General features: G+C 67.7%; 22 protein-coding genes. 3 read left to right on the top strand and 19 right to left on the bottom strand.

The genetic code is table 11. The features are described from left to right. Positions 1 to 87: 87 nt before the first annotated feature. From ABIE08_RS10235 to ABIE08_RS10190, 10 genes are all read right to left on the bottom strand, one after another. Complete coding sequence (locus ABIE08_RS10235; RefSeq protein WP_354550752.1) at positions 88 to 1,173, bottom strand: hypothetical protein; 1,086 nt, start codon at positions 1,171 to 1,173, stop codon at positions 88 to 90. A 73-nt stretch (positions 1,174 to 1,246) separates the two neighbouring features. Beyond that, on the bottom strand, positions 1,247 to 2,269 hold the full coding sequence (yut, locus tag ABIE08_RS10230) for an urea transporter (RefSeq protein WP_354550750.1): 1,023 nt from the start codon (positions 2,267 to 2,269) through the stop codon (positions 1,247 to 1,249). A gap of 117 nt (positions 2,270 to 2,386) precedes the next feature. Then, the gene (locus tag ABIE08_RS10225) at positions 2,387 to 3,295 is read right to left on the bottom strand and encodes an urease accessory protein UreD (protein WP_354550748.1); all 909 of its coding nucleotides are present in this window, start codon (positions 3,293 to 3,295) and stop codon (positions 2,387 to 2,389) included. Beyond that, positions 3,295 to 3,930, bottom strand: coding sequence for an urease accessory protein UreG (gene ureG, locus ABIE08_RS10220; RefSeq protein ID WP_354550747.1), 636 nt, complete (start codon positions 3,928 to 3,930; stop codon positions 3,295 to 3,297). The genes ABIE08_RS10225 and ureG overlap by 1 nt, the downstream gene beginning before the upstream one ends. A 20-nt stretch (positions 3,931 to 3,950) precedes the next feature. Beyond that, complete coding sequence (locus tag ABIE08_RS10215) at positions 3,951 to 4,682, bottom strand: urease accessory protein UreF (RefSeq protein WP_436409544.1); 732 nt, start codon at positions 4,680 to 4,682, stop codon at positions 3,951 to 3,953. Further along, positions 4,654 to 5,280, bottom strand: coding sequence for an urease accessory protein UreE (gene ureE / locus ABIE08_RS10210; RefSeq protein ID WP_354550743.1), 627 nt, complete (start codon positions 5,278 to 5,280; stop codon positions 4,654 to 4,656). Before ureE ends, ABIE08_RS10215 begins: the two co-directional genes overlap by 29 nt. Before the next feature lie 31 nt (positions 5,281 to 5,311). Beyond that, entirely contained in the window at positions 5,312 to 7,033 is a 1,722-nt protein-coding gene (locus ABIE08_RS10205) for an urease subunit alpha (RefSeq protein ID WP_354550742.1), read from the bottom strand. 40 nt (positions 7,034 to 7,073) lie between these two features. After that, positions 7,074 to 7,559 carry an urease subunit beta gene (locus ABIE08_RS10200; protein WP_354550740.1) on the bottom strand — a complete coding sequence of 162 codons (486 nt, stop codon included), beginning with the start codon at positions 7,557 to 7,559 and terminating at the stop codon, positions 7,074 to 7,076. A 37-nt stretch (positions 7,560 to 7,596) separates the two neighbouring features. Further along, complete coding sequence (locus tag ABIE08_RS10195) at positions 7,597 to 7,899, bottom strand: urease subunit gamma (protein WP_266329803.1); 303 nt, start codon at positions 7,897 to 7,899, stop codon at positions 7,597 to 7,599. Between the two features lie 359 nt (positions 7,900 to 8,258). Beyond that, positions 8,259 to 8,741, bottom strand: coding sequence for a hypothetical protein (locus ABIE08_RS10190; RefSeq protein WP_354550738.1), 483 nt, complete (start codon positions 8,739 to 8,741; stop codon positions 8,259 to 8,261). Between ABIE08_RS10190 and aspT the strand changes: the two genes are divergently transcribed. Continuing rightward, positions 8,740 to 10,431: an aspartate-alanine antiporter gene (gene aspT, locus ABIE08_RS10185; RefSeq protein WP_354550737.1), complete on the top strand. Its 1,692-nt coding sequence runs from the start codon at positions 8,740 to 8,742 to the stop codon at positions 10,429 to 10,431. The two genes, ABIE08_RS10190 and aspT, sit on opposite strands and share 2 nt — an antisense overlap. Before the next feature lie 240 nt (positions 10,432 to 10,671). On the opposite strand, the gene ABIE08_RS10180 is transcribed toward aspT, so the two are convergent. The 5 genes from ABIE08_RS10180 to ABIE08_RS10160 all read right to left on the bottom strand — a co-directional run bounded on the left by ABIE08_RS10180 (position 10,672) and on the right by ABIE08_RS10160 (position 16,520). Further along, a complete protein-coding gene (locus ABIE08_RS10180) occupies positions 10,672 to 12,228 on the bottom strand; it encodes a TolC family protein (protein ID WP_354550735.1) in 1,557 nt (518 codons plus the stop codon). Next, positions 12,225 to 14,099, bottom strand: coding sequence for an FUSC family protein (locus ABIE08_RS10175; protein ID WP_354550733.1), 1,875 nt, complete (start codon positions 14,097 to 14,099; stop codon positions 12,225 to 12,227). The genes ABIE08_RS10180 and ABIE08_RS10175 overlap by 4 nt, the downstream gene beginning before the upstream one ends. Positions 14,100 to 14,103: 4 nt before the next feature. After that, positions 14,104 to 15,147, bottom strand: a complete 1,044-nt coding sequence (gene mdtN, locus ABIE08_RS10170; RefSeq protein WP_354550732.1) for a multidrug transporter subunit MdtN — start codon at positions 15,145 to 15,147, stop codon at positions 14,104 to 14,106. 2 nt (positions 15,148 to 15,149) lie between these two features. Further along, on the bottom strand, positions 15,150 to 15,398 hold the full coding sequence (locus ABIE08_RS10165) for a YtcA family lipoprotein (protein WP_354550730.1): 249 nt from the start codon (positions 15,396 to 15,398) through the stop codon (positions 15,150 to 15,152). Between the two features lie 225 nt (positions 15,399 to 15,623). Next, positions 15,624 to 16,520 (bottom strand): metallophosphoesterase family protein, encoded by an 897-nt coding sequence (locus ABIE08_RS10160; protein ID WP_354550728.1) that lies wholly within the window; start codon positions 16,518 to 16,520, stop codon positions 15,624 to 15,626. 186 nt (positions 16,521 to 16,706) lie between these two features. Between ABIE08_RS10160 and ABIE08_RS10155 the strand changes: the two genes are divergently transcribed. Both ABIE08_RS10155 and ABIE08_RS10150 read left to right on the top strand, forming a co-directional pair. Next, positions 16,707 to 17,162: an NUDIX domain-containing protein gene (locus ABIE08_RS10155; RefSeq protein ID WP_354550726.1), complete on the top strand. Its 456-nt coding sequence runs from the start codon at positions 16,707 to 16,709 to the stop codon at positions 17,160 to 17,162. Between the two features lie 209 nt (positions 17,163 to 17,371). Continuing rightward, complete coding sequence (locus tag ABIE08_RS10150) at positions 17,372 to 17,872, top strand: GNAT family N-acetyltransferase (RefSeq protein ID WP_354550724.1); 501 nt, start codon at positions 17,372 to 17,374, stop codon at positions 17,870 to 17,872. Between the two features lie 268 nt (positions 17,873 to 18,140). On the opposite strand, the gene ABIE08_RS10145 is transcribed toward ABIE08_RS10150, so the two are convergent. From ABIE08_RS10145 to ABIE08_RS10130, 4 genes are read right to left on the bottom strand one after another with little or no spacing between them, the layout of a single operon-like run. Next, positions 18,141 to 20,216 (bottom strand): hypothetical protein, encoded by a 2,076-nt coding sequence (locus tag ABIE08_RS10145; protein WP_354550722.1) that lies wholly within the window; start codon positions 20,214 to 20,216, stop codon positions 18,141 to 18,143. Continuing rightward, positions 20,213 to 23,038, bottom strand: a complete 2,826-nt coding sequence (locus ABIE08_RS10140) for a DUF4159 domain-containing protein (RefSeq protein ID WP_354550720.1) — start codon at positions 23,036 to 23,038, stop codon at positions 20,213 to 20,215. The genes ABIE08_RS10145 and ABIE08_RS10140 overlap by 4 nt, the downstream gene beginning before the upstream one ends. Next, positions 23,035 to 23,952, bottom strand: coding sequence for a DUF58 domain-containing protein (locus ABIE08_RS10135; RefSeq protein WP_354550719.1), 918 nt, complete (start codon positions 23,950 to 23,952; stop codon positions 23,035 to 23,037). The genes ABIE08_RS10140 and ABIE08_RS10135 overlap by 4 nt, the downstream gene beginning before the upstream one ends. A 4-nt stretch (positions 23,953 to 23,956) precedes the next feature. Next, on the bottom strand, positions 23,957 to 24,973 hold the full coding sequence (locus ABIE08_RS10130; RefSeq protein WP_354550717.1) for an AAA family ATPase: 1,017 nt from the start codon (positions 24,971 to 24,973) through the stop codon (positions 23,957 to 23,959). Positions 24,974 to 25,002 lie beyond the last annotated feature (29 nt).

The following is a 25,002-nucleotide window of genomic DNA, read 5'->3' as shown; positions in this document are numbered from 1 at the left end:
GGCGCGTGGTCCAAGCCTCGCCCGCTGTGGGGAGGATGGGCGAGGGCGTTTGGTCCTCGCAGGCAGGCGGCCTAAGCCGCGCTGCGCCTAGATCGCGCTGCTGATCGCCTCGTTCGACGCGGAAGCGGCGCCAGGGAACGGCCCCGTGACGTCGAGCACCGAGGTCGGCGTCAGGGTCGCCACGGCGACCTGCTGGATGAACGGGGCATATTCGACGCGCATGGCAAGATAGCTGCGCCGGCATTCGGCCCGGTCGTGGATCACCGGCAGGCCTGCGGCGACGAGCGCATCATAAAGCCTGTCGAAGCGGTTGGTGTCGGCGGAACGGCCGTGCGGGCGGGGCGGTGCGCCGACGCCGAGCGCGCCGGCGATGAGGCGCATCGTCGTGGCGCCCTCGCGGCGGCAGAGGCGGGCTTCCGCCGGCGCCTGGCGGCCCAGGCAGGCCGTCAGGGCGTTCGCGGTATCGAGCACGCTGAGCGACGTGGCGATCCAGCTCGTGCCGGGATAGATCGACGGCACATAGGACAGGATCGGCGAGAGCGTATGGGTCTCGCGGATGCCGCGGAACCAGTTTTCCCAGTCCTCCCAGCCCTCGGCAATGCCGCCATTATCCTTCTTTTCCAGGAGCCAGCCCAGATAGCGCTCGCTGCTGGCCTCGTCCTCGGTGCGGGCATAGAACCAGCCGACCCGCCGCTCGCGAGTCTGGATCGCGGCCTGGTAGCCGGGAACGAAGGTGAAGAGCAGCATGACGACGGCGAGGCCGATCGCCGCCTGGAACACGGCGAGATATTCGCCGACCAGCGTCGAGGGCGTGAGATAGCCGAGCGTGCTGAGCGCCGAGCCGCTGGCGCTCAGCGCCCGCCAGAAATCCGGCTCGATCCGCAGGCCCCAGAGAATGCCGGTGAACGCGATCTGCACCAGCAGGAACCACGTCACCACGGCGAGCAGCACGAAGAGCGGCATGATCCAGGCCTGGCGGCGCTGGATCTCGGTATAGCCGATGCTCCGGCCGATGAAGCGCTGGATGATAGCAACTGCGCTCCGCCGGGCGTTGCGCTCGACGAAGTCGTTCGATTTCGAGTTCAGCAGGGCGACGACGACGATCGAGCGGAAATAGAGGGCGAGCAGGATGGCGCCCACAAGACAGGCCAGAACATACAGCGCGATCGTCATGGTTTTCCCGGAACAGGCAGAGGGACGGCGAAGACGGTTCGTCTCGGCGGGGGACGGAAGCGCGGGGCTCCCGTCAGGGGCTCTTCTTGAACAGCCCGCCCTGCATGAGGCCATGCGGATGCGGCTTCAGGTCGGCCTTGGGCAGCAGGAACAGCCAGGTCACGAAGACGAACGGGGCAGTGAAGGTGGGGATGCCGAGCGGCGCGACGCCGGCATTCATGGCGCCCTGGACCAGCACGGTGAAGACGGTGCCGAGCAGCGCGAAGACGAGAACGCGCGGGGAGGGTGCATAGAAGACGCAGCCGAGGCCGACCGCCGTCAAGACCGGGCTGAAGCCGTAGAGGCCGGCCGTCACCGCGGCGAGGCTTGCGCCCAGCGCCAGCGAAACGGCCAGCGCCACCGCCGCACCGACCGCCGCGAGCCCGGCAGCCCAGGCCGACGAGACGAGCAATCCCACCAGCACGAGCACGCCGCTGACCGGATTGTTGATCAGGAACACCTGCGCCGGTCCCTTGAGCCAGGCCAGGAACAGCTCCGTGACATTCAGCGCGGATTCCGCGCCGGCCGTATCCAGCGCATGCGGCAGGGCGGCCGGGCCCATCGAGGCGATCGGCAAATGCCCGAAGGAGTAGGCGCCGAGCACCAGGAACCAGGAGGTCAGCACGAAGGGGAAGGTGAGTGCCGGCGCTTCCCAGGTCTTCATGATCTTGGAAACGGCGAGCATGACGACGGTCGAGACCGCCGCGCCGACGAGAAGGATGAACCACATCGCCGCGCCATCGGCGAGCAGGGTCGGCACCGCGACGCCGACCAGCACGCCGTTGAAGCCGAACATTCCCTGTTCGAGCGACGTCTGGTCCACGTTCAGCAGCATGGCGGTGACGGTCGCCACGACCAGCGCCACGACCGCGCCGATGGCGATGTCGATCTGGCCGCTGGCGATCGCGCCCCAGATGATGGCCGCGAGGAAGAACAGGCCGGTCAGGGGATTGTTCTGGAAGATGACCTGGCCGGCGCCGCGCAGGTTGATGTCCAGGAAGCGCGCGAGCGCATTCTTTTGCGTGAAGCCTGTCCAGGCAGAGAGCGCGTCCGACATCCTGTCCCCCTCATCGATGGTCGCCCCTCGGCGACGTGACCGTCCCAAATCGGTTGCCGCCGCCGGCGAGGCGCCGGCGGGTCGTTTGCGGTGGTGCGGCGACCTGGCGGTCGCGCCTCAGGCCCAGAGAAAGTTCTCGGGCACCTTGTGGCCGGCGGCGATCTCGCGCGCCTCGGACCAGAACTCGCGGATCTTGGCCATGGCCGGGGCCGATTCCATCGACAGCACCTTGAAGATGATGCCGGCGTCGTTCGGCAGGCGGCTGGCGCCGTAGGCGATCTCGTTTTCCGCGTCGAAGGCCGGCGTGACCCGGTCGAACAGGGCGTCGGCGTTCTCCTTCGGCGTCAGCACGATGACGTTGCCGAAGACGTGGAAGCCGCCCATCACGCCCATGCGCGAGAGTTCACTGATGTGCGGCTCGATCACGAACTTCTCCGTGAACAGCGCCGTGCCATCCGGCCGCGCCGCCTCGACGGTCGACGAGAACAGCTTGTACTGGAAGATCTCGCCGTCGCCGTAATGCTTGCGGCCCGGCATCAGGATCTCCGAGTAGATCAGCGTCGCCGTCGGATCGACCGAAACCTTGGTCGCCTGGATGAAGCGCGAGTTCTTGGCCGGGATGATCGGGCGCGCGATGTATTCCAGATAGGAGCCGGCCGCCAGCGTCAGTTCCTGGGTCTGGCTGGCATAGTTCGCGTCCATCTCGTGGATGCGGGTCGCCGACTGGGTCGTGACATGCGCCTGCGAGCCGGCCGCCATATCGATCTCGATGACGTTGCGGTCCCCCTGCAGGATACCGCCGGCATTCGAGATGATGGAGACGCAGGGCAGGCCCGGCATCTCCTCGTCCCAGTAGAGCGCCTGCTGGACGATCAGGGGCGCACGGCGGTGCAGGGTGCGCAAGAGGCTGCGATGCGGGCCCGGTTCGAAACCGAGCCGCAACATCGCGTTCTTGCCGAAGGAGCCGCTCGGCAGCTGAGGGGGCTCATCCTGATAAGCCCCCAGTTCCCGGGCGCCGCTGAACATTACGCGCCTGCTTTTTCGGTGGTTTCGAACAGCAGGTTCTGGCGGATCAGGTCGGTCAGCTCCTCGATGCCTTCGTTCGTCTTGCAGTTGGTGAAGACGAAGGGCTTCTTGCCGCGCATCATGCGGGAGTCATCGTCCATGACCTGCAGGCTGGCGCCGACATAGGGAGCCAGATCGGTCTTGTTGATGACCAGGATGTCGGAATGGCTGACGCCGGGGCCGTTCTTGCGCGGGATCTTGTCGCCGGCGGCGACGTCGATCACGTAGATGAAGAAGTCGACCAGGGCCGGGCTGAAGGTGAGCGTCAGGTTGTCGCCGCCGCTCTCGATCAGCACGAGGTCGGAATCGGGGAACTTCGCTTCCATCTCCTCGACGGCGGCGAGGTTCATGCTCGGGTCTTCGCGGACGGCCGTATGCGGGCAGCCGCCGGTCTCGACGCCGATGATGCGCTCTTCCAGCAGGATGCCGCGCAGCGTGCGCTGCACGTGCTTGGCGTCTTCGGTGGTGACGACGTCGTTGGTGATCACCAGGATGCGATAGCCGAGCTTCACGAGCACAGGCGTGATCGCCTCGATGATGGCGGTCTTGCCGGAGCCAACGGGTCCACCAATGCCGATGCGGGGGATCTTTTTCATAGTGCTATCCAGCTACCTTGTTAGTTCATGAACATGCGGACGTGACCCTTGACGTGGACCGCCGCGAGAATGTCGATAATCGGCGAGAAGCTCGCCATTTCGTCGACGGTCGCATCCGCGACCCTCTCATAAGCGGTACCCACCTGGGCCGTGACGTCCAGAAGGATCTTCTGCGTATCGACGAACGAAATCCGCATCAGGCGCAGCGCGGCGCTGAGCACGCCGTTGGCCACGCCATATTGATGGACGCCGAACGCGTCGCGCCGGTTGGCCTTCAGCGTGCCGAGGGTGATGGCGAGGCTGACCGGATGGGTGCCCGGCGTCTCGCCGCTCTTGATCTTCTGGAACCAGTCGCGGGGGAGCGGTTCCTCGATCATGCCGGCCGACAATTCGCAGAGCTTCTTGCCCATGCGAACCGTCATCAGGCGCGTTTCCTCGTTCAGCTTGCGCTGGTAGGTCAGCCGGTCGATCCGCATCAGCGCGTCGACATCGCCGGCCTCGACTGCCCGGTGGGCGCAGAGCACCGCCACGCCATCGCTGGTGGCAGCCTGCCACATCGATGTTTCCGTGTAGGTGCGCAGCGTCGCCGGGCCGTCGACGATGCCCTGCTGAATGGCGGTTTCCAGTCCGTTCGAGAACGAGAAACCACCGACCGGCAGGGCGGAGTCGGCGAATTGCAGCAGATAGAGCAGTTCCGGCAGGGGCCTGTCGGAACCGCCTCCCTCAGTGGTCATGATCGTGGTCATGGGAATGGCCGTGGCCATGCGAATGTCCATGACCATGGGCGTCCTTCGAAGCATTGTGATGCGAATGCGGCGTGTCGCTGGCGCCCCCGAACAGGCGGCGCGATTCATGCGGCGCCAGGTAGGGGATAACCTCCGAGCCGGGCATGAACTCGTGACGGACGCCCGGCAGGGCGTGCGTCTTCATCACCGAGTTCATCACCTTCTTGTCGACGGTGAGCGGCACGTAGACCTTGGTTCCCTTGACGACGGCCGGCCAATGCTGGTTGCCCAGTGCATGGCCAAGCTCGAACAGGGTCTGCACCATCTTCTCGACCTGCTCGCCGACGACTTCCTGCAGGTCGATGATCATCACTTCGCGCAGGGTGATGCGGGCGACGACGGCCGCCCGCTTGGCTTCGTCCCAGATCAGGACGTCGCCATCATGCAGGTGCGAGTTGCGATCGAGCGAAAGGGCCAGCTCGACATCGCCGAGCGTCGCCTTGCGGAGCCGGCTCTTCTGGGCCTCCCACTGGTCCAGTTCGAGCCAGTCGATGGTCGCCCCGTCGAGGGACTTGGCCCATTCCGGATCCCGAACGTTACCAAGCGTGCTTTCGATAAGTATCATGCGTGCCTCTGCTGCATGGGAATGCAGGCGATCAACTGAAGAAATAGAGCTGGTTGAGCGAAATGCTCGTCGGCGGCTCGACGGTCACATGCTTGCCGTCGATGGTGACCGCGAAGGTCTCCGGATTGACGTCGATGTTCGGCAAATAGTCGTTGCGGACCATGTGCTGCTTGCCGAGCGTGCGCGTGCCGCCAACCGGGCTGATCATGCGCTGCAGGCCGAGCTTCTCGCCGATCTTGTCGTCATACGCGGCGCGCGAGACGAAGGTGATCGAGCTCTTCTGCATCGCGGTGCCGAAGGCGCCGAACATCGGGCGGTAATACATCGGCTGCGGCGTCGGCAGCGAGGCGTTGGGGTCGCCCATATTGGCCCAGGCGACGAAGCCGCCCTTCAGCACCATCTTCGGCTTGGCGCCGAAGAAGGCCGGCTCCCACAGCACCAGGTCGGCGAACTTGCCCGGCGCGATCGAGCCGATCTCGTGCGCAAGGCCCGAGGTGAGGCAGGGATTGATCGTGACCTTGGCGAGGTAGCGCAGGACGCGGAAGTTGTCGTTGTCCGGGGCATCCTCGTCCAGCTGGCCGCGGGCCTTCTTCATCGCGTCTGCGGTCTGCAGGGCGCGCAGGAAGTTCTCGCCGATGCGGCCCATGGCCTGCGAGTCGGAGCCGATCATCGAGATGGCGCCGAGATCGTGCAGCACGCTCTCCGCGACGATCGTCTCCGAGCGCACGCGGCTCTCGGCGAAGGCGACGTCGGAGGGGATCTTCGGATTGAGGTTGTGGCAGACCATGATCATGTCGAAGAGCTCGGCGACCGAGTTCTTGCCGCATGGCAGGGTCGGGTTGGTCGAGCTCGGCAGCACGTTGCCCTGGCCGACGACCTTGAGAAGGTCGGGAGCATGGCCGCCGCCGGCGCCCTCGCTGTGGAAGGTGTGGATGGTGCGGCCGTCAAAGGCGGCGATCGTGTCCTCGACATAGCCGGATTCGTTCAGCGTGTCGGTGTGGACGGCAACCGAGACGTCATACTCGTCGGCGACCGAAAGGCAGGCACGGATCGCCGACGGCGTCGCGCCGTAGTCCTCGTGCACCTTGAAGCCGGCTGCGCCGCCATGCAGCTGCTCGATCATCGGGCCCTTGCCCGTCGAGTTGCCCTTGCCGAGCAGGCCGACATTGATCGGCAGCCCCTCGATCGAGCGCAGCATCATTTCCAGGTTCCACGGACCATTGGTGGTCGTGACGCCGTTGCTGCCGTCGACGGGGCCGATGCCGCCGCCCCAGATGGTGGTGATGCCGTTCGAAAGCGCGGCATAGACCTGCTGCGGCGAGATGTAATGGACGTGGGTGTCCATGCCGCCGGCGGTCAGGATCAGGTGCTCGCCGGAAATCGCGTCGGTCGAGGCGCCCGTGACCAGGCCCGGCGTGACGCCGTCCATGGTCGACGGGTTGCCGGCCTTGCCGAGGCCGACGATGCGGCCGTTGCGGATGCCGACATCGGCCTTGACGACGCCGAGCGTCGGCTCGAGCACCGTGACGTTGGTGATGACGAGATCGAGGCAGCCGGCTTCCTGCGTCAGCTGGTTCTCCGAACCCATGCCGTCGCGCAGCGTCTTGCCGCCGCCATATTGAAGCTCATCGCCGTAGACGGCGCGCAGATCCTGTTCGATCTCAACATAGAGGTCGGTATTGCCGAGCCGGATCTTGTCACCGACGGTGGGACCGTAGAGATCAGCATATTGCTGACGGGACATCTTGGTCATGACGCCGTACCTTTGGAAACTGGATGGGAAGGACGAGGGATCACTTCGCGGGCTTGGTCTTCTGCGCCCGGGACTTGAAGCCGAGTTCCTCGGCCTTCGCGATCGAATGCTTCTTGTTGGGCCTGTAGTCGGGCGTCGGGCCGTCGCCGGTCCAGCCATCCACCAGGTTGTTGAATCCGTAGACGAACTGCTTGCCGCCATAGGGGACCAGCGTCACGTCCTTCTCGTCACCCGGCTCGAAGCGGACGGCGGTGTTCGCGGGGATATCGAGGCGCTGGCCGAAGGCGGCGGCGCGGTCGAATTCGAGATAGCGGTTCACCTCGAAGAAATGGAAATGCGACCCGATCTGCACCGGGCGGTCGCCGGTGTTGCGCACGGTCACCGTGGTCCTCGGGCGACCCGGATTGAGCTCGATGAAGCCGGGAGCGACGACATAGCCCCCCGGTGCCGTCGGAGCCGGTTTGGTCGCAGCTGCGTCCGCGGGCTTCGATGCGCTGGCGGGCGCGGGTGTCGATTTATTGGCCAAGGCAACCTCCTGAAGCGTTTAGTCGGCCCGGAGCCGGTCAGACGATTGGGCTGTGCAAGCTGACGAGGCGGCTGCCGTCGGTAAACACGGCTTCCACCTGGATCATGCCGAGCATGGCGGGGACTTCGTCCATCACGTCATTGACCGTGAGGACATGACGGGCGCCATCCATGACTTCTTCCACCGACTTGCCTTCGCGCGCGCCTTCCAGCACGTACTGGCAGAGTACGGCGACCGTCTCGGGATGGTTAAGCTTCAGGCCCTTGGCCTTACGCTTGAGCGCGACATCCGCCATCGTGTGGATGATAAGTTTGTCAAACTCCCGCGGTGTCAAATGCATCGTCGTCTCCGAACTTGTTGAAGCTGATCTACACTGGCTGACATCGATCTATGCCTTGGCATATCGCTCCAGCTTTGTGAAAGTCGATGGCGGCCGAACGGTTTTTTGGGAGATTGTCCAGGAGACCTGCCGCGCGGCTATCGAATCCTGGCCGCCGCGTGGTCTTTTCTGCGCTCCCCGTTTCGCCGAAAAGGGCGATTCGCCAGGCGCATCTCCCGAGTATCCGACGGCGCAGGCGATCCCCTTGCTAAGCCCTCCGCCGCATCGCCTGCATCGAAGCTATATGAGAGCAGGTCACACGACAAGACTATGTCGTAGAACTGCCGTTTTGGGACTATAGACGCCGCTCCGCCGACGGCTCAACAGATTGGTCGATCGGTTGCCAACCGCAAGTTGCCATGATATTGTGCATGTTGGTTCAAAATCCGAAGTATAAATAGTTTGGAAGGTAAAACTTTCGAATATTGGATTGGCGATTTCGTGCGTTGCGCTTGCTGGAAATGATGTCGCCCGCCGTTGCTGCAATATTCCATCGGCGCGGCAAGCACGAGTTGCAGGCCGGGATTTGAACCGTCGTCCGCTTTCCCGCCCGCCGGGACGACCTCGCTTTGGTCCGCGACGAGAGGCCGGCGCGAATTCATCACCATCATCCCGATTCCATGGCCCTGTGATGATCTGGTAGCCTTTGAGACGAGGCGGTCGGAAGACGATCGCCTGTCGCCGTCGCGCTGCTTCGGCGCTGTCTTGCGCGAGACGCGGTCGTCCGGGGATGATCGCCACCCATCAAACCCGCGGGCAAGCCTTCCTTTTCCCGCGGCCGAAGAGCCGAGATTGAAAGACATGTGGAAATGGTTGGTCGACACGCTGCGGGCGAACCCCGAGATCGCCGTGTTCCTGTGTCTCTCCATCGGCGCCTATATCGGAAAGCTGTCCTTCAAGGGCGTCGGCCTCGGCGCGGTGACGGGAACGCTGCTGACCGCGCTCGTCGTCGGACAGCTCGGTATCACGGTCTCGAACGACGTGCGGGCCATCTTCTTCCTGCTGTTCCTGTTCGCCATCGGCTATGGCGTCGGCCCCCAGTTCGTACAGGGCATCGCCAAGAACGGCCTGCCGCAGGCGCTGTTCTCGATCCTCATCTGCGCGCTCTGCCTGGGCACGGCCTGGGTGGCGGGCCGCATCGCCGGCTATGACATCGGCTCGACCGCGGGATTGTTTGCCGGCGCATCGACGATCTCGTCGGCGCTGGCGCTTTCGGTCGACGCGATCGAACAGCTCGGCCTTGCCGCCGGCGAGACCACCCGGCTGGTCAATGCGGTGCCGACGGCCTTCGCCATGACCTACATTTTCGGCACCATCGGCGCGACCATGATCATCTGCGTCGTCGGGCCCAAGCTGCTCGGCATCGACCTTGTGGCGGCCTGCCGGGCCTATGAGCGGAAGATGGGCGGGCACGGCCAGTCCGGCGACGGCCTGCGTGCCTGGCACCTGCACATCGTGCGCGCCTACCGCATCGGCGATGGCTCCGACTGGATCGGCAAGAGCGCGTCCGAGATCGAGGCGGGGCACGGCCTGGCGCAATTGTTCATCGAGCGGATCCGGCGCGATACGCAGATCGTCGATGCCACGGCGGAGATGACGCTGCGGGTCGGCGACGTGGTGGCGGTCGCCGGCAATCGCGCGGTCCTGATGCAGCTCGCCGGTCCAGGACTCGTGGAGGTCGAGGACGCCGAGCTGCTCAATGTGCCCGTCGAGGGTACGGAAATGCTGATCACCAACCGCAAGGTGAATGGCCAGACGCTTGCCGAACTGGCCAAGTTGCCCGTCACGCGTGGCATCTTCCTGCGTCGCATTCGTCGCGGCGCCACCGGCATCGATATTCCGGTGCTGCCGGCGACGACGTTGCATCGGGGCGACGTCGTCACCGTGGTCGGCCGGCCGCAGGATATCTCGCGGGTTCTGGCGGCCTTCGGGCGCGCCGATCGCGCCACGGAGGAGACCGACATTGCGCTGGTCGCGGCGGCGATCGTCATCGGCGCCATCCTCGGCTCCATCGTGCTGCGGATGGGCTCGGTGCCGGTCACGCTGTCGTCCTCCGGCGGCGTCCTGCTGGCCGGCATCGCGCTCGGTTGGCTGCGTTCGGTCCATCCGACCTTCGGCCGGGTACCGCCGGCGGCCAACTGGCTGATGAATGCGCTCGGCCTCAACATGTTCATCGCCGTGGTCGGCCTGTCCTCCGGCCCCAGCTTCGTCGCCGGCGTGCAGGAGCTGGGCTTCAGCCTGTTCCTCTGGGGCATGGTGGTGACGAGCGTGCCGCTGATCCTGGCCCTCTATATCGGCCGGTACGTCTTCCGCTTCGACGACGCGATCCTGCTCGGCTGCGTCGCCGGGGCGCGCGCCTCGACCGCGTCCCTCGGCATGCTGACGGCGCGCGCCAAGAGCCAGACGCCGGCGCTCGGCTTCACCGTCAGCTGCGCCGTGTCGAACACGCTGCTCACCATCGGCGGAATTCTCATCGTGCTGCTGGCGCGGTAGGTTTCCCTCGGTCGTCATCCCGGCGGAGGCCGGGATCCATATCCGGTGGCCGGGGAGATGAGCCACGGTCTTGTCAGCCGGTGTTTATGGGCCCCGGCCTCCGCCGGGGCGATGCTTCGCGCGCTGGCGAGGAAATCGCCCTGTCCACGCTTCGCTCACCGTCGATGACGATTGCCGGCCGAAACCCTCGCCCGCTTGCGGGAGAGGGCAGGGTGAGGGGGCTGGCTTCCTGCGCCGCGTCTACCGGTAGGACAGCGTCTCGGCCGCGCGCGGCGACGTCATGGCGCCCAGCACGAAGGCCAGATTGGCGGCGGCGACCAGCGAGGCGGCGTGCGCGTCGGCCCGGGCCTGGCGGGCGTCCAGCAGGCCGCTATCGGCGACGGTCGCGGCCGTGACCGTGCCGAGCCCGTTGCGATAGGCGTCGAGCGCCGCATCATAGGTGATGGCGGCCGCGTCGGTCAGCTTGCTGGCCGCGCGATAGGAGGCCAGCGCCGAGCGCAGCGTGTTGGACGCCACCACCATTTCGCGGACGGCCTCTTCCTGCGTCTTGGCGAAGGTAGCGCGCGCCACGGCGGCGCGTGATTCAGCCGCCTTCAGATTGGCGGCGCGCAGGCCGCCGTCATAGATCGGCATGGTGGCGCCCACGAGCACGCCGGCGCCGGAGCCCTGCTGGCCGATGGTGGGCAGGCCGGCCGTGTTGAAGCCGCTGGTGCCCTGGCCGGCGACGCCGGAGAGGAACACCTTGGGCAGGAAATCGGCATTGGCGACGTTTATGCCCGCCTCGCCGGCCTTCATGTTGGCATAGCTCGCCAGCACGTCCGGCCGGCGCGCCAGCGCCTCGCGGACCATTTCGTCGGTCGAGACGTCGGACGGGGCCGGCAGGCGGCGGCGGCCGGAATTGGCGATCTTGATGTCGAGGGTCGGCGACACGCTCATCGCGGCGAGCAGCGCTTGGTAGGCGTCGCGCTGCTGGCCCGACGCCACCACCTGGCGCAATTCGGACTGCGCCACCTGCTGGCGCGCCTGCGCGACCTCGACCGTGGTGCCGAGGCCCTTCTTCTCGCGCGCGACGGCGGCGTCGAGAATGGCGCGGCTGTTGCTCAGCGACTGGCCGGCGACCTCGGTGCGCGTCTGCGCCGCGCCATATTGGTAATAGGTGCGGGTGACGTTGAAGATCAGCAGCTGGTGCGCGCCGTTGAAGGTGACGTTCGCCGCTTCCAGCACGTGCTTGGCAACGTCGGTGGCGGCCTTGCGCTGGCCGAAGTCGAACACCAGCCATTGCAGCGCCACCGCCGCGGTCGCGCCGCTGACATTGGTCTGGATATCCTTGCGCTCGCCCAGCACGTCGATCGGCGTGGTGATCTGCTGGCTGCCGCCGATGACATTGGCCGAGATGGTCGGCAGGAAGGTCGATTCGGCGATGCCGACGGCCAGCGCCGCCTGGCGCGCCTGTTCCCAGGCGACGCGCGTCGTCGGGTTGTGGCGGGCGGCGAGGTCGATCAGGTCGGGCAGCTGGTACACCTTGCCGGGGCGCACTTCCGGCGCCGCGGGCAGGGCGGTCAGTTCGGGATTGCCGCGCACGCCGAAATCGCGCGAGGTCGACGGCGCGGAAGGGGCCTGCGGCAGAAGGCTGACGGTCGTCTTGCGGCCCTGCTGATAGGGCTCGTCCGGCGAGGCGGGCGCCAATTGCTCGGCATATTGCGCGCAGCCCGCCAGCAAGGCCAGCAGGCTGGTGGTGAGGGCGAAGCCGAAGCCTGCGCGGGCGCGTCGACGCGGTCGGGAGGGGATCGCCATCATGCCTCGGTCACCAGTGCCGTCTCGATTCGGGAAATGCGTTCCGCAGCCGTAGCACGAGGGGCGGCGGGGGCGTCCAGCGTTTGTTGGCCGTGAGATCCATCCGGCGGCGTCGCCGTGGCGACCGCCTTCGATAGCCGCGCCAGCCGGGCAGCCTCGTCAGGGTCGGGCGCGGGCGCCAGCAGAAGGCTCGCCGGCAGGTGCTCCGCCTCGGCGATCATGGTCTGGAAGCGGCGGATGTCGGCCGGGCTCGGGCGCAGCGACGCGGGCTCGTAATGCGCCATGGCGAGCTGGTCGGAGGCCTGCCGCAGTTCGACGGTGGCAGCCGCCGCCTGGTCGACGAGGGCGCGGCGGTTGTCGCGCGGCAGGGCGGCCAGGCGCGACAGGGCGGCGAGCGCTTTGGAGAGCCCGCTGCGCACGCCCGTGACCACGCCGACCGGCCAGATCCGCGTGAAGATCAGGTAGACGAGCACGTTGCCGAGCAGGATGCCGACGATGCGGTCGCGCGCCGAATCCATGTCGAGGCTCGGCTCGAAGCCCTGCAGCACGGTGAGCAGGAAGGCGAGGCCGATCTGCACGCCGCCATAGGAGATCCGCTCGCTGCCCGAGGACACCCAGGCGGCCGGCAGCATCGCCACGAAGACGAGCCCCATCAGCCCGCCGACGCTGGTAAGGCTGGGGATGACGAAGAGGATTGCGGCCATGCCCATGGCCGCGCCGATCAGGCAGCCGACGATGCGGAGCGTCAGCTTGTGCACCGTCTCGCCGGTGGTGCCGAGCGAGGCGACGAAGCAGGTGATCATGGCGGTATGGATGCCCTGCCAGTCGATGCCGGCATAGACGATGTAGGCGATCATCGCGGCCAGCGTCGTCTTCAGCGCGAAACGCTGATGCGCCGGATTGCTGAGCGCGTCGGCGGCGAAGAACGGTTCCTGCGCCATGGCCGGCCAGGCGGGTTCGGGATCGGCCATGTCGCGCAGCATGGCCCAGGCCTCCCGCAGCGCCGGATCGCCGGATGGCAGAGGCGTGTCGGGCGGGGGAATCGCGGCTTCGGCCTTGAGCGCCGCGGCGACGCGCTCGCACTGCGCGGCGAGCTGGCCGCGTTCCTCGTCCGTCACCGTATCCGGCATCGCGGAGACCGCCAGCAGCAGCGCGTAGCTCTGCTCGATCGCCTGCGCCAGCATGTTGGTGACCCGGCTCGGCACGTAATGCAGGATGCGGGTCAGCAGGGCGCGTTGGTCATGCTCGGCGTTGCCTTCGCGCAGCAGTTCCTGCACCCGCGCCAGGCTTTCGGCGTCGTTGCGGCGAAGATGCTCGCCCGCCACCTCGATCCGCTCGCGCACCGTGGTGCGCAACAGGGTGGAGGGTTTCCAGCCCAGCACCAGGTTGAAGCAGAGCATCAGCGCCATCGGCATGGTCACCATCTGCCAGGCATAGAGAAGGCCGCGCGTCACGACCTCTCCGAGCGGCGCGCCGCTGACCAGCGTCAGCGCGAAGGTAATCACCAGCGCCATGTCGGAGCCGAGCGGCCCGAGCTTGCTGACCGAACCGAGATAGACGAAGGCGAAGGAGGCGAGCGCCATCACCGCCAGCCGCAGGAACGGCACCTCGATCGTCCAGCGCGTCAGCAGGAAGACGAGCGCGACGAACACGGTGACCAGGATGGTGGCACCGATCGCCAGCACGATGTTGGTCGAGGCATCCTGCTTCATCAGGTAGACGATCAGGTAGCAGCCGATCGCCGGTTCCGGGATCTTGTAGATCATGGCGACGGCGGCCACGAGCGCGCACAGCAGCGCGACGCGCCAGGTCATGCCGAACCGCCCCTCGAAGGGCTTCAGGTCGGCGACAAGCTGGTGCATCCGGAGCGACATGGCCTCAGCAGCGGTCTTCGCTATGGATGGTTGCGATCGCCGAGGCGCCGACGCGCATCAGCTCCTGCGGCGGATTGTCGAGCAGGATGCGGACCGGGAAGCGCTGCGAGATGCGTACCCAGTTCAGCGTCTTTGGCACATAGGGCAGGCTGCGCGGAAACAGCAGCACTTCCTCCGAGCTGACGCCCCAGCCGATACCGACGACCCGGCCGCGCAGCGGCACCGAGCGGTTGGCCATGACAAAGGCGGTGGCGCAGGCGCCGTCCTGCAGCTGCCGCAGCTCCGTCTCGCGGAAGGCGGCGGTGACGAACCATTGTTCCGTGTCGATCAGGGTGAAGACCGACTGGCCGGTGATGACGAACTGGCCCGTTGACACGGCGAGGCCGGCGACGAGACCGTCATGCGGCGCGCGAACCTGCGTATCGGCCAGGTTCCGCTCAGCCAGCGCCAGCGCGGCGCGGCGGGCGGAAACCAGCGCCTCGGCGCCGTCCAGCGTGCTGACCAGCGCATCCGCCGCCTCGCGCTGCGCCAGCGCCTGGTTCAGGCTGATCGTGGCGTCGCGCTTGGCGGTCGCCGCGTCATCGACCTGCTGGGCGGTGACATAGCCCTTGGGGCGAAGCGCGGTCAGGCGCTGCAGCGTCTGGGTCGCGAGGTCGAGATTGACGCGGGCGCGGGAGATCTGCTCGCTCGCCACGGCGGCGTTGGAGGTCTCGGCGCGGATCGTGCGCTGCTGCGCGGCCAGCGCCGCCTCGGCGATCAGCAGGTCGGCCTTGGTCTGCTCGACGGCGAGGCGGTAGGGCACCGGATCGATCGCGAACAGCAGGTCGCCCCGCTTCACCCGGCCGTCATTCTTAACCGCGATCTCGATGATGCGGCCCGGCACGGTGGAGGAGATGTTGACCAGATTGGCCTGGACGACGGCGTCGTCCGAGCTCGGGTTCAACTCGCTCTGGCGCAGATATTTCCAGCCGAGCACGCCAGCGCCGGCGATGATGACGAGGGCCACGACGCCGCCGAGCGCCTTGCCGAGGAAACCGGGCTTGCTCATCGTCAGCGTCCGAAAAAGGCGAGGGAAGCGGCGAAGGAAATCCCGGCCGCGAGGCAGACATAGACCAGGAGCCGCAGCGGCAGCCGGTCGTCCAGCCCGATCAGCACGAAGGCGACGCGGATCGCCACCGCGCCGAGAATGCCGATGGTGGCGCAGGCGAGCCAGGCCGGGAAATAGGCGCCGAAAAGCGGAATGGCCGGCGCTCGGGTATCCGAGCAGCCAGCCAGGGCGATCGCGGCAAGCGGTGCCAAGCGAGCGCAGGACATTGATTTCATGAGACGCCAGCCCCCAATTCCGAGCGCGGCGGCTCGTCATCCTTCTATGAAAGGATTACCGTTCCAGCCCGCCGGCTGCAACCAGCGGGTGCTCAGTGTTCATCGGCCGCGTGTTCTTTTAAGATGCCGAATCCGGCCGTCGGATGCGGGATCGCGTCGCGAGCATCGTCCGTCCCCGGATGCTCGCCGCCAGCCGACAGGCTAGACGATGTCGCGCTCGCGGATGACTTCGATCCCGGAGCCCGGCGCGCCATAGCCGCGCTCGACCAGCGAACAGCGCCAGTTTCCGGGCTCACCCTCGATGCCGAACAGGTTGTAGCGGCCGGCGGGCTTGTGGCCGCCCGGCGCATTGGCCGCCGACGGCACGCCGATCACCGGCACGGGTCCGTGCGGCCCCTCAAGCGTCTCGAAGCTGTCGATGTGGGTGTGGCCATGCAGGATCAGCTCGGCGCCGACTTCCTTGATGATAGCGCGGATCCGGCCAGCGCCGACCAGACGCTTGTGCCAGTTCGTCGCGTTTCTGAAGGGCGGATGGTGAATGAGCACGACACGGAAGAAGCCGTCCTCGCGGGCGCGGATCAGCCGCTCGCGCAAGGCCGGAAGGCACTGCGCGTCGACATGGCCCGTGGCCATGAACGGGCCGGAGGCGCGGGCGCTGGAAACGCCGATGATGGCGACCGGGCCGCGGCGGCGCAGATAGGGAAAGGTGACGCGGCCGAAGGAAAGCCCCTCGTCGCCCGTCACATAGGGCGCCCAGAGCGCCAGCGCCTTGGCGAGCACGCCGGGGACATAGGCATCGTGGTTGCCGGGCACGAAGGAGACGTCATGCGGCAGGCCCACCGCCTTCAACCATTCGCCGGCGGCGACGATCTCGGCCGGCAGCGCGATGTTGACCAGATCGCCCGTGACGGCGATGTGATCGGGCTTCCTCGCCAGCATGTCCTCGACCAGGCCGGCCAGCACGTGGCCGCCCAGTGAGCGGACGCGGTTGCGCTGCCAGTTGACGTAGCCGATCACCCGCTTCGAGGCGAGTTCCATCGTGCGCGGACGGGGCAGGGGGCCGATATGCGGATCGGAGATGTGGGCGAGAACGAACATCCTCTGGACTTAACGAAGCGCGGCCCCAGCGTCCAGTTACGATCCGCCGCAGCGAGACGCTCGTGTCGCAGGGAGGGCGGGACGGGGCGACGCGGCATCAGGCAGCATCAAGGCAGACATACGACCCATGGCCTGCCATGTTTGGCGTCCATCGTCCGTCGCTCGCCAATCTGGATCGAAATCCGCATGTATTCCGCTCTTGCCCGCCTAGGAACCCTCGTCGCGCCCGTGCTGCGCGGCATGACGCTCGGTGTGCGCGGCGCCTGTTTCGATGCCGAGGGCCGCATCTTCCTGGTCCGCCACAGCTACATGCCGGGCTGGTACCTTCCCGGCGGTGGCGTGGAACGCGGCGAGACCGTGCAGGACGCGCTGCTGCGGGAGCTGCGCGAGGAAGGCGGCATCGAGGTGGACGACATGCCGGCGCTGTTCGCGATCTACGTCAACCCGAAGCGGCGGCGCGACCATGTGCTGGTCTTCGTCTCGCGCAGCATCCGCCGGCCCAGCCCGCCCGATTATCCCAATCGCGAAATCGCCGAGGCGGGCTTCTTCGACCTGCAGGCCCTGCCGGAGGCGACGACGCCGGCGACGCGCCGCCGGCTGGCCGAGATATCAGAGGGGGCGCCGATCGCGCCGCATTGGTGATTGCCGAGGCCGGCGACCCATGTTATTGCGCCTTGGACCTCGATCCGGAACCCTGAATGACTCCGAGCCTTATCCTGCTGCGACGACGAACCGACGGCCGTGACCTCCTGTCACGCGACGCCGTTCGTTCGCCTGTCCCCGGGATCCGCTATACCTGATCGGTGGCCTCCGTCGGACCGCGCCATGCCCTTCCGACGAGAAACAATTCCATGAAGATCGATTCCTTCACCGTCCAGGCCGAGCAGCCTGCCGACGATGCCGCCATCGAAGCGCTGCACGAGATCTCGTTCGGCCCCGGCCGGTTTGCGCGCGCGGCGTCGCTGCTGCGCGAGGGCGTTCCGCATGATCCCGAGCTTTCCTTCGTGGCAAGATCGGGCGAGCGGCTGATCGGCTCGGTGCGGCTGACGCCGATCCGGATCGGCGGTAAGCCCGCCATCCTGCTCGGGCCGCTGGTCGTCGTGCCGGAGTGGAAGGGTCGGGGCGCCGGCAAGTCGCTGATGCGCACCTCGATCGCGGCCGCCAAGGAAGCCGGCCATGCCGTAATCCTGCTGGTCGGCGACGAGCCCTATTACGGCCCGTTCGGCTTCATCCGGCTGAAGCCCTACCAGATCACCCTTCCGGCCCCGGCCGACCCGGCCCGCGTCCTCGTCTGCCCGCTCACCGACGACGCCCTGGAAGACCTCGGCGGCGCCGCGGAACGCGCGGCTTAGAGCTGCGGCGAGGCCGTAAGCCGCTCGCTGAGCGCCCGGGACTTCAGGCTAGCTTTGTCTTTCCCCCGGCCATCATCCTGAGGTGCTTCGCGTGAGCGAAGCCTCGAAGGAGGGTCCAGCGGACCGCCGAAATCTCCCCCTGCGAGCGCCGGTTCCTACGAGGCCAGAGGGAATCCTGAGCGCTCTGGAACCTCCTTCGAGGCCCGGCTGAGCCGGGCACCTCAGGATGATGATTGGGCGGTTTGCAAAAAAAGCGGGAGCGCGCCGGCTACCGCCCCTCGCGATACCAGGTCGCCGCCATGACGCCGAGCAGCGCGGCGAGGCCCAGGAAGCCGGAGAAGAGCGGCCAGCGGTCGACGCCCTTCAACACCGACGCCTCCGTCATCCGCACGCCCATCCAGTCGCGGCCCGACATGGAGCGGCCGGGGCGCATCGGCACGATGCGCGGCAGGTCGGCCTTGCCGTCCGTGACCATGCGGGCGATGTGCCCGCCGGTCGCGTCGACCACGGGCTGCAGCTTGTCGAAGGTCGACAGCACGTCGGTGAATTCGCGCGGATTGGCGGGGCCGACATGCGCGAAGGCGCGATATTCGCCGTCCTCGACGCGCCAGAGGCCGATTTCGTCGGCCGCCATCTCGGCATGGAAGCGGCCGGGCGCCTGCGGGGCGAGGGTCAGCGTGCGACGTGCGCCGGACGGGGCGATGACCGTGACCGGGCCGACCGTCTCCTGCATGGTCTGGCGGTCGACGAGGAGCGTCGCGCCGCGCGCCGTTGCCCGAAGCGCCTCTTCCTCGAGGTCCGGCTCCTTCATCAGCCAGTGCGCCAGCCGGCGCAGCAGGTCGACATGCGGGCCGCCACCCTCGAAGCCGCGCGCCCAGAGCCAGACCTGGTCGGAGAGCATGAGCGCGACGCGGCCCTTGCCCTCGCGGTCGAGTACCAGCAGCGGATCGTCGTCGGCGCCCTTCATGATGGTCTCGCCGCCCGGCTTGTCGACCTCGACCTGCCGGAACCAGCGGCTCCAGCGCGGCGGCTCGGCATCGGCGCCTTCGAGACCGCGCGTCACGGGATGGCGTTGGCCGAGATCTGTCACGCGCGGGCTGAAGGGCTTTTCGATGACGCGGCCGGTGGGGGCCGCGGGCAGCACGTCCGCCAGCGGCGTGCTCCAGAGGCTGTCATCCGAGGCGTAGTCCGGCCCGGAGGCGACCAGCAGCGCGCCGCCCTCGCGGACGTAGCGGGCGATGTTGTCGAAATAGATGGTCGGCAGCACGCCGCGCTGGGCGTAGCGGTCGAAAATGATCAGGTCGAACTGGTCGATCTTGACCGAGAACAGTTCGCGCGTCGGGAAGGCGATCAGGGAAAGCTCGTTGATCGGCGTGCCGTCCTGCTTTTCCGGCGGACGCAGGATGGTGAAGTGGACGAGATCGACCGAGGCGTCGGATTTGAGCAGGTTGCGCCAGATCCGCTCGCCGGCATGCGGCTCGCCGGAGACCAGCAGCACGCGCAGATTCTCGCGAATGCCGTCGATGACGGCGGCGGCGCGGTTGTTGACGGGGGTGAGTTCGCCGTCGAGTGGGGCGGCCTCGAATTCGTAGATGTTCTGTCCGGCATGGGCGATCCGGATCGGAAAGCGGTTCAGCGCGCCCGGCGTCACGGTTTCCGTGGCCAGCGGCTCGCCGTCCAGGCTGATGGTGACGCGGACCGGCTCGCTGGAGGGCGCGCCCTGGTCGATCACGCTGTATTCGATCGTCTGGTTCTCGCCGACGATGGAAAAGCGCGGCGCCGAGCGGATCACCATCTGGCGGTCGCGCTCGTCGTCATGGCCGGAGACCAGCGCATGCAGCGGCGCGCCGCCAAAGGGCGAGGTCGGCGGCATCGGCACGTCATGCACCTCGCCATCGGTCAGCATGACGACGGCGCCGAGCCGTTCCGGCGCGACATCGGCGAGAGCCGCCTGCACGGCGGTGAACAGTTCCGTGCCGTCGACCGGCGCCCCGCCGGTCTTGCCGCCGGCCTCGACGACGCGCAAATCGATGCTGCGCAATTCGCCGAAACGCTTTTCCAGCGCGGCGCGGGCGTCGGCCGTCATGCTGGCGCGGCCATCGAGATCCTGGCTGGCGCTCCTGTCGACGACGAGCGCCACGACGGTCGGCAAAGGCTGCCGGTCCTCGGCGAGCAGCACCGGCCCGGAAAGGGCGGCGATCAGCGCCACCAGCGCCAGCAGCCGCAACCAGCCGCCGCGAAGGTGGCGCAGCAGCAGCGGCGCCACCGCGAGCAGGCCGAGCACGGCCACCGCCACCAGCCAGGGTAGCGGGATGAGCGGCGCGAAGGTCAGGGACCAATTCACTGGCCTAGCCTCTCCAGAAGCGCCGGCACATGGACCTGATCGGCCTTGTAGTTGCCGGTCAGGGTGTACATGACGATGTTGATGCCGGTGCGATAGGCGAGTTCGCGCTGGCGCGGGTCCGGCGGCACGGTCGGCACCAGGTAGCGGCCGTCCGGATCGGTCGCCCAGGCGGCGGCCATGTCGTTCTCGGTGATCAGGATCGACGAGACGCCGTCACCCGGCCGGGCCGGACGCTGGGCGGCGTTGGCGTCGTCCTCCGGTGGGGAAGCCTCGACCCAGAGCTGGCCGCCGCTATAGCGGCCGGGAAAGTCCTCGAGCAGGTAGAAGGCCTTGGTGAGCACGTGGTTGCCGGGCACCGGCTCGAGCGGCGGGATGTCGAGGCCGGAGAGCATGGCGCGCAGCCGTTCGGCCGCGGGCGTGCCGCCGAAGCCGGTCGAGCCGGGCGCCCGTTCCAGCTCGTCGCGCGTGTCGAACAGGATCGACCCGCCCTGTTTCATATAAGCGTCGATCTTGGCCAGGGTCTGCGAGGAGGGCATGGGCGACGACGGATCGATCGGCCAGTAGAGCAGCGGAAAAAAGCTCAGCTCGTCCTTCTCGATATCGACGCCGAGCGGATTGTCCGGCTCCATCGCCGTGCGGGCACTGAGCGCGCGCGACAGTCCCGCCAGGCCGGCCTCGCTCATGTCGTCGATCTCGCTATTGCCGGTCCGGACATAGGCGAGCCGCGACTTGTTGACGGCGTCCATGGCGAACCGGTCGCTCGCCGCATCGGCATGGGCCGGCGGGGGCGCCAAACCATGCATCAGGGTTAACAGGAGGATAACAGACGCGGTCGCATGACGTCGCATCCGGAGCCCCCCGTTCAGCCAGAGCACGGCGAGCGCATCGGCAATCAGACAGACGAGCGCGGCGAGCAGCAGCCAGGGCGAAAGGTCGATCGGCGCCGTCGTCGGATAGGGCCGGAGCTCGGCCCGGCTCATCGCGCTGACGTCGAAGGGCGGCAAGGTGGCGTCGGGCGCCAGCACGTTGATGGCGCGGAAGCCGTCCTCGCTGCCATAGAGGCCCGGCGGATGTTCGGCGCTGGGGTCGACCGGCGCGCCGGAGGCCGGCAGCGGCCGCGCTACGGGATCGCTGGATACGAAATGACCGAAGCCATCCAGCAGCCTGTAGGGCGGCAGCGTCGCGCCAGCCGCGCCCTCGACCGTCTTGGCAGCATTGTCCTGCATCAGCGGCACCGAGGCGAAGGCCGAAATCCGGCGCAGCATCTCCACGAAAGTGCCGGAAAGCGGCAGGTTGGACCAGCTGGCGTCGGCGGTGACATGGAACAGCACCAGCCAGCCCTTGCCGAGCGGCGCGGCGGTGACCAGCGGCGTGCCATCGGCGAGGGCTGCCCAGGTGCGGGCCGGCAGATTGGCGTCCGGCTCGGCCAGGACCTGCCGCCGGACCTCGATATCCGGCGCGATCGCGAGGCCCGCGAACGGGCTGGTGGCGGCGAAAGAGGCGAGCGGCTGTGGCGACGACCAGGAGAGGCTGCCGCCGAGCACGCGGCCTCCCTCGCGCAGACGCACGGGGATCAGCGTGTCGGTATCGGCGCTCGCCGCCGCCAGGCGCGGCCCCGCGAAGCGCAGCAGCGTGCCGCCGGCCTCGACCCAGCCGGCGAGCTTTTCCTCGACGTCGGGCGTCAGTGTGCCGATATCCGCCAGGGCGATCACGGCCGCGCCGGCCTCGATCATCTGCGGCACGGCGAGCGCCGCATTGGCATCGCGCGGCTCGATGACGTCGGCAAAGGGCTGAACCGCGCGGGTGATGTAGTAGAGCGGCGAAAGCAGCGGCTGGGCATTGTCGCTCGACGCGCCGGAGATCAGGCCAATGCGGCGGCGCTTGAAGCGGTCGTCCAGAAGCTGCACGGCGCCGGCCGTCTGCTGGCCGGCGATCTCCACCCGGACGATCTCGTTGCGCAGTTCGGTCGGCAGGTTGAAAACGGCGTCGGTGCGCAGGTCGCCCGTCTTGAACGCGAACGGCGCTTCGCCGACCGAGCGACCGCGCATGTCGCGGGCGACCAGCGTGCCGCTGGAAGCGGCCGCGCCGTCGCTGCGGATCGCGGAAAGCGTCAAGGCGTCGGCGGTCGCGACGGGCGCCGCGAGCCCGAGCAGAGCCTTGCCATCGCTGCCATAGACCGTCACCGGCGCCTGGATCGAGCTCTCCAGAAAGCGGCCGAAATCCTCCGCGTCCTGGCCGCCAAGGCCATTCGAAAGCCAGGCGACACCGCCAAACCCGGTCGCGTTTGCGGTGGATCGCAATGCGGCGGCGATGGCCGCGCGGTTGGTCGGATAGGGGCGCGGCACCAGCGCATCAAGGCGCGTGCGAATTGCCGCGCCATCGGTGGGCGCGAATTCCTGGTTGGCTGGCTCCGCCGTGGCGATCAGGCCGACCGGCCGGCCGGCGCTCTCGGCCAGCTGCACGATTCGGCGAGCAGTATCGATCCGGGTTTCCCAATCGCGGGCGGAGGCCCAGTCATTGTCGATGACGACCAGCAGCGGTCCCGAGCCGGGTGCGCTTTCGCCCGTCGGCCGCCAGATCGGCGCGGCGAGCGCCAGGATGACGAGTCCGGCCAACAGCAGCCGCAGCGCCGTCAGCCACCAGGGGCTGCGCGCTGGCTGTTCGTCACGCCGGGCGATTTCCGCGAGGATTCGTGTCGGCGGGAAGCTTTCGAGACGTGGCTTGGGCGGGGTCAGCTTCAGCAGCCACCAGATCGCCGGCAGCAGCACAAGCGCCGCCAGCACCAGCGGTGCGCCGAAGGCGAGGGGGAGGCCGGCGATCATGCCCGATCTCCCTGGGTGGTGCGGGTGGACAGCCGGGCGTGCAGCGCCAGCAGCGGCTCGGTCGCCGGGCGGTCGGTGCGGTGGGTCAGATAGGTCCAGCCCAGGCGGCGGCAAGTCGCGGCCAGCGTCTCGCGGCGGGCGACGAGGCGATTGCGATAGTCCTCGGCGATCTGCTCGGCGCGGCCGATGGTGTAAAGCGCGCCCGTTTCCGGATCGCGAAACTCGGTGCGGCCGGCATAGGGGAAGATCTCTTCGACCGGATCGCGGATCTCGACCAGATGAACGGTCGCGCCATGGCGGGCATATTCGGCCAAGCGCGCCTCGATCTCGTCGAGCGGATCGAGAAAATCGCCGATGACCACCAGATCGGCAAAGCGGCTGAGCCGCATGGCAGAGGGGAGGGCCGGCTGGTCCGTGTCGAAGTGGGTCAGCGTCTCCGCCAAGCGCTCGGCCGCATTGCGTGACAGGATGGGATCGCTGAGACCGAGAAGGCCAATGCGTTCGCCGGCTGCCGCCAGCAGGTCGCCCAACGCCAGAAGCAGGACGACGGCGCGGTCGCGCTTGGAGGCGAGCGCCAGGCGGGAGCGGAAATCCATCGAGCGCGACAGGTCAGCGGCCAGCCAGACGGTATGCGCCGCCTCCCATTCGCGCTCGCGGATGTAGAAGTGGTCGTCGCGGGCCGAGCGGCGCCAGTCGATGCGGCCGGGGGCCTCGCCGGCCACGAAGGGCCGAAATTGCCAGAAGGTCTCGCCAGGGCCGGCGCGGCGGCGGCCATGCCAGCCGGCCAGAACCGTGGTCGCAACCCGGCGCGCCTCGACCAGCAGGTCCGGCAGGCTCTTGGCCAAGCCCTTGGCCTCGGCCAGATTCGTGCCGACACGGCTGGATGCCTGCACGGAAGCGCGCGTCTCGCTCAAGATGTCACCCGATTCGTGACTTGAGGGTCCCGATGACATCGCGCACCGTGAGCCCGTCGGCCCGGGCCGCGAAGCTCAGGCTCATGCGGTGCTGAAGCACCGGTTCGGCCAGCGCGATCACGTCGTCGACCGATGGCGCATAGCGCCCGTCGATCAGGGCGCGAGCGCGGACGGCGAGCATCAAGGCCTGGCTGGCGCGGGGACCGGGTCCCCAGGCGATGACACCGGCAAGCTTGCTGTCGGCGATTTCGCCCGGCCGCGCCGAGCGAACGAGATTGAGAATCGCCTCGACGACGCTCTCGCCGATCGGCAGGCGGCGCACAAGTTGCTGGATGGCCTTCAGCGACTGGGCGTCCGTCACCTTCTCGGCGACGGCATCGCTGGCGCCGGTGGTCTCGAACAGCATCTTCCGCTCGGCGTCGCGATCGGGATAGAGCACGTCGATCTGCAGCAGGAAGCGGTCGAGCTGCGCTTCGGGCAGGGGATAGGTTCCCTCCTGCTCCAGCGGGTTCTGCGTCGCGAGTACATGGAAGGGGCTCGGCAGGTCGTAACGCTGGCCGGCGACGGTGACGTGATACTCCTGCATGGCCTGCAGCAGCGCGGATTGCGTGCGCGGGCTGGCGCGGTTGATTTCGTCCGCCATCAGGAGCTGGCCGAAGATCGGTCCCTTCAGGAAGCGGAAGGAGCGGCGTCCGTTCTCGTCCTGGTCCATCACCTCCGAGCCGAGGATGTCGGAAGGCATCAGGTCGGGCGTGAACTGAACGCGGCGCTCCTCGAGGCCCAGCACGATGCCGAGCGTTTCCACCAGCTTGGTCTTGGCGAGGCCGGGCACGCCGACCAGCAGGCCGTGGCCGCCAGCCAGCAGCGTCACCAGCACGCGCTCGACCACCGTCTCCTGGCCGTAGATCACCTTGCCGATGGCGGCGCGTGCCGCCTTGATCGAGGCAACGGCCGCGTCGGCTTCGGCGATCGTGCGGCCCGGATTGACGTCGGCAATGGAGGTCTGATTGAACGCGCTCATATCGGCCCATATAGTTTCGGTTACGGTCG

Origin of the sequence: Kaistia defluvii (genome assembly GCF_040548815.1) — a bacterium.
Lineage (GTDB): Bacteria > Pseudomonadota > Alphaproteobacteria > Rhizobiales > Kaistiaceae > Kaistia > Kaistia defluvii_A.
Note: the sequence above shows the minus strand (reverse complement) of the source record. Positions and strands in the feature narration are given on the sequence as shown.

What these genes read in the sequence shown, in the direction of transcription:
- ABIE08_RS10235 (WP_354550752.1), bottom strand. Translation starts at nt 1,173, where the DNA reads ATGACGATCGCGCTGTATGTTCTGGCCTGTCTTGTGGGCGCCATCCTG.
- yut (WP_354550750.1), bottom strand. Translation starts at nt 2,269, where the DNA reads ATGTCGGACGCGCTCTCTGCCTGGACAGGCTTCACGCAAAAGAATGCG.
- ABIE08_RS10225 (WP_354550748.1), bottom strand. Translation starts at nt 3,295, where the DNA reads ATGTTCAGCGGCGCCCGGGAACTGGGGGCTTATCAGGATGAGCCCCCT.
- ureG (WP_354550747.1), bottom strand. Translation starts at nt 3,930, where the DNA reads ATGAAAAAGATCCCCCGCATCGGCATTGGTGGACCCGTTGGCTCCGGC.
- ureE (WP_354550743.1), bottom strand. Translation starts at nt 5,280, where the DNA reads ATGATACTTATCGAAAGCACGCTTGGTAACGTTCGGGATCCGGAATGG.
- ABIE08_RS10205 (WP_354550742.1), bottom strand. Translation starts at nt 7,033, where the DNA reads ATGACCAAGATGTCCCGTCAGCAATATGCTGATCTCTACGGTCCCACC.
- ABIE08_RS10195 (WP_266329803.1), bottom strand. Translation starts at nt 7,899, where the DNA reads ATGCATTTGACACCGCGGGAGTTTGACAAACTTATCATCCACACGATG.
- aspT (WP_354550737.1), top strand. Translation starts at nt 8,740, where the DNA reads ATGTGGAAATGGTTGGTCGACACGCTGCGGGCGAACCCCGAGATCGCC.
- ABIE08_RS10190 (WP_354550738.1), bottom strand. Translation starts at nt 8,741, where the DNA reads ATGTCTTTCAATCTCGGCTCTTCGGCCGCGGGAAAAGGAAGGCTTGCC.
- ABIE08_RS10180 (WP_354550735.1), bottom strand. Translation starts at nt 12,228, where the DNA reads ATGATGGCGATCCCCTCCCGACCGCGTCGACGCGCCCGCGCAGGCTTC.
- ABIE08_RS10175 (WP_354550733.1), bottom strand. Translation starts at nt 14,099, where the DNA reads ATGTCGCTCCGGATGCACCAGCTTGTCGCCGACCTGAAGCCCTTCGAG.
- mdtN (WP_354550732.1), bottom strand. Translation starts at nt 15,147, where the DNA reads ATGAGCAAGCCCGGTTTCCTCGGCAAGGCGCTCGGCGGCGTCGTGGCC.
- ABIE08_RS10160 (WP_354550728.1), bottom strand. Translation starts at nt 16,520, where the DNA reads ATGTTCGTTCTCGCCCACATCTCCGATCCGCATATCGGCCCCCTGCCC.
- ABIE08_RS10155 (WP_354550726.1), top strand. Translation starts at nt 16,707, where the DNA reads ATGTATTCCGCTCTTGCCCGCCTAGGAACCCTCGTCGCGCCCGTGCTG.
- ABIE08_RS10150 (WP_354550724.1), top strand. Translation starts at nt 17,372, where the DNA reads ATGAAGATCGATTCCTTCACCGTCCAGGCCGAGCAGCCTGCCGACGAT.
- ABIE08_RS10140 (WP_354550720.1), bottom strand. Translation starts at nt 23,038, where the DNA reads ATGATCGCCGGCCTCCCCCTCGCCTTCGGCGCACCGCTGGTGCTGGCG.
- ABIE08_RS10130 (WP_354550717.1), bottom strand. Translation starts at nt 24,973, where the DNA reads ATGAGCGCGTTCAATCAGACCTCCATTGCCGACGTCAATCCGGGCCGC.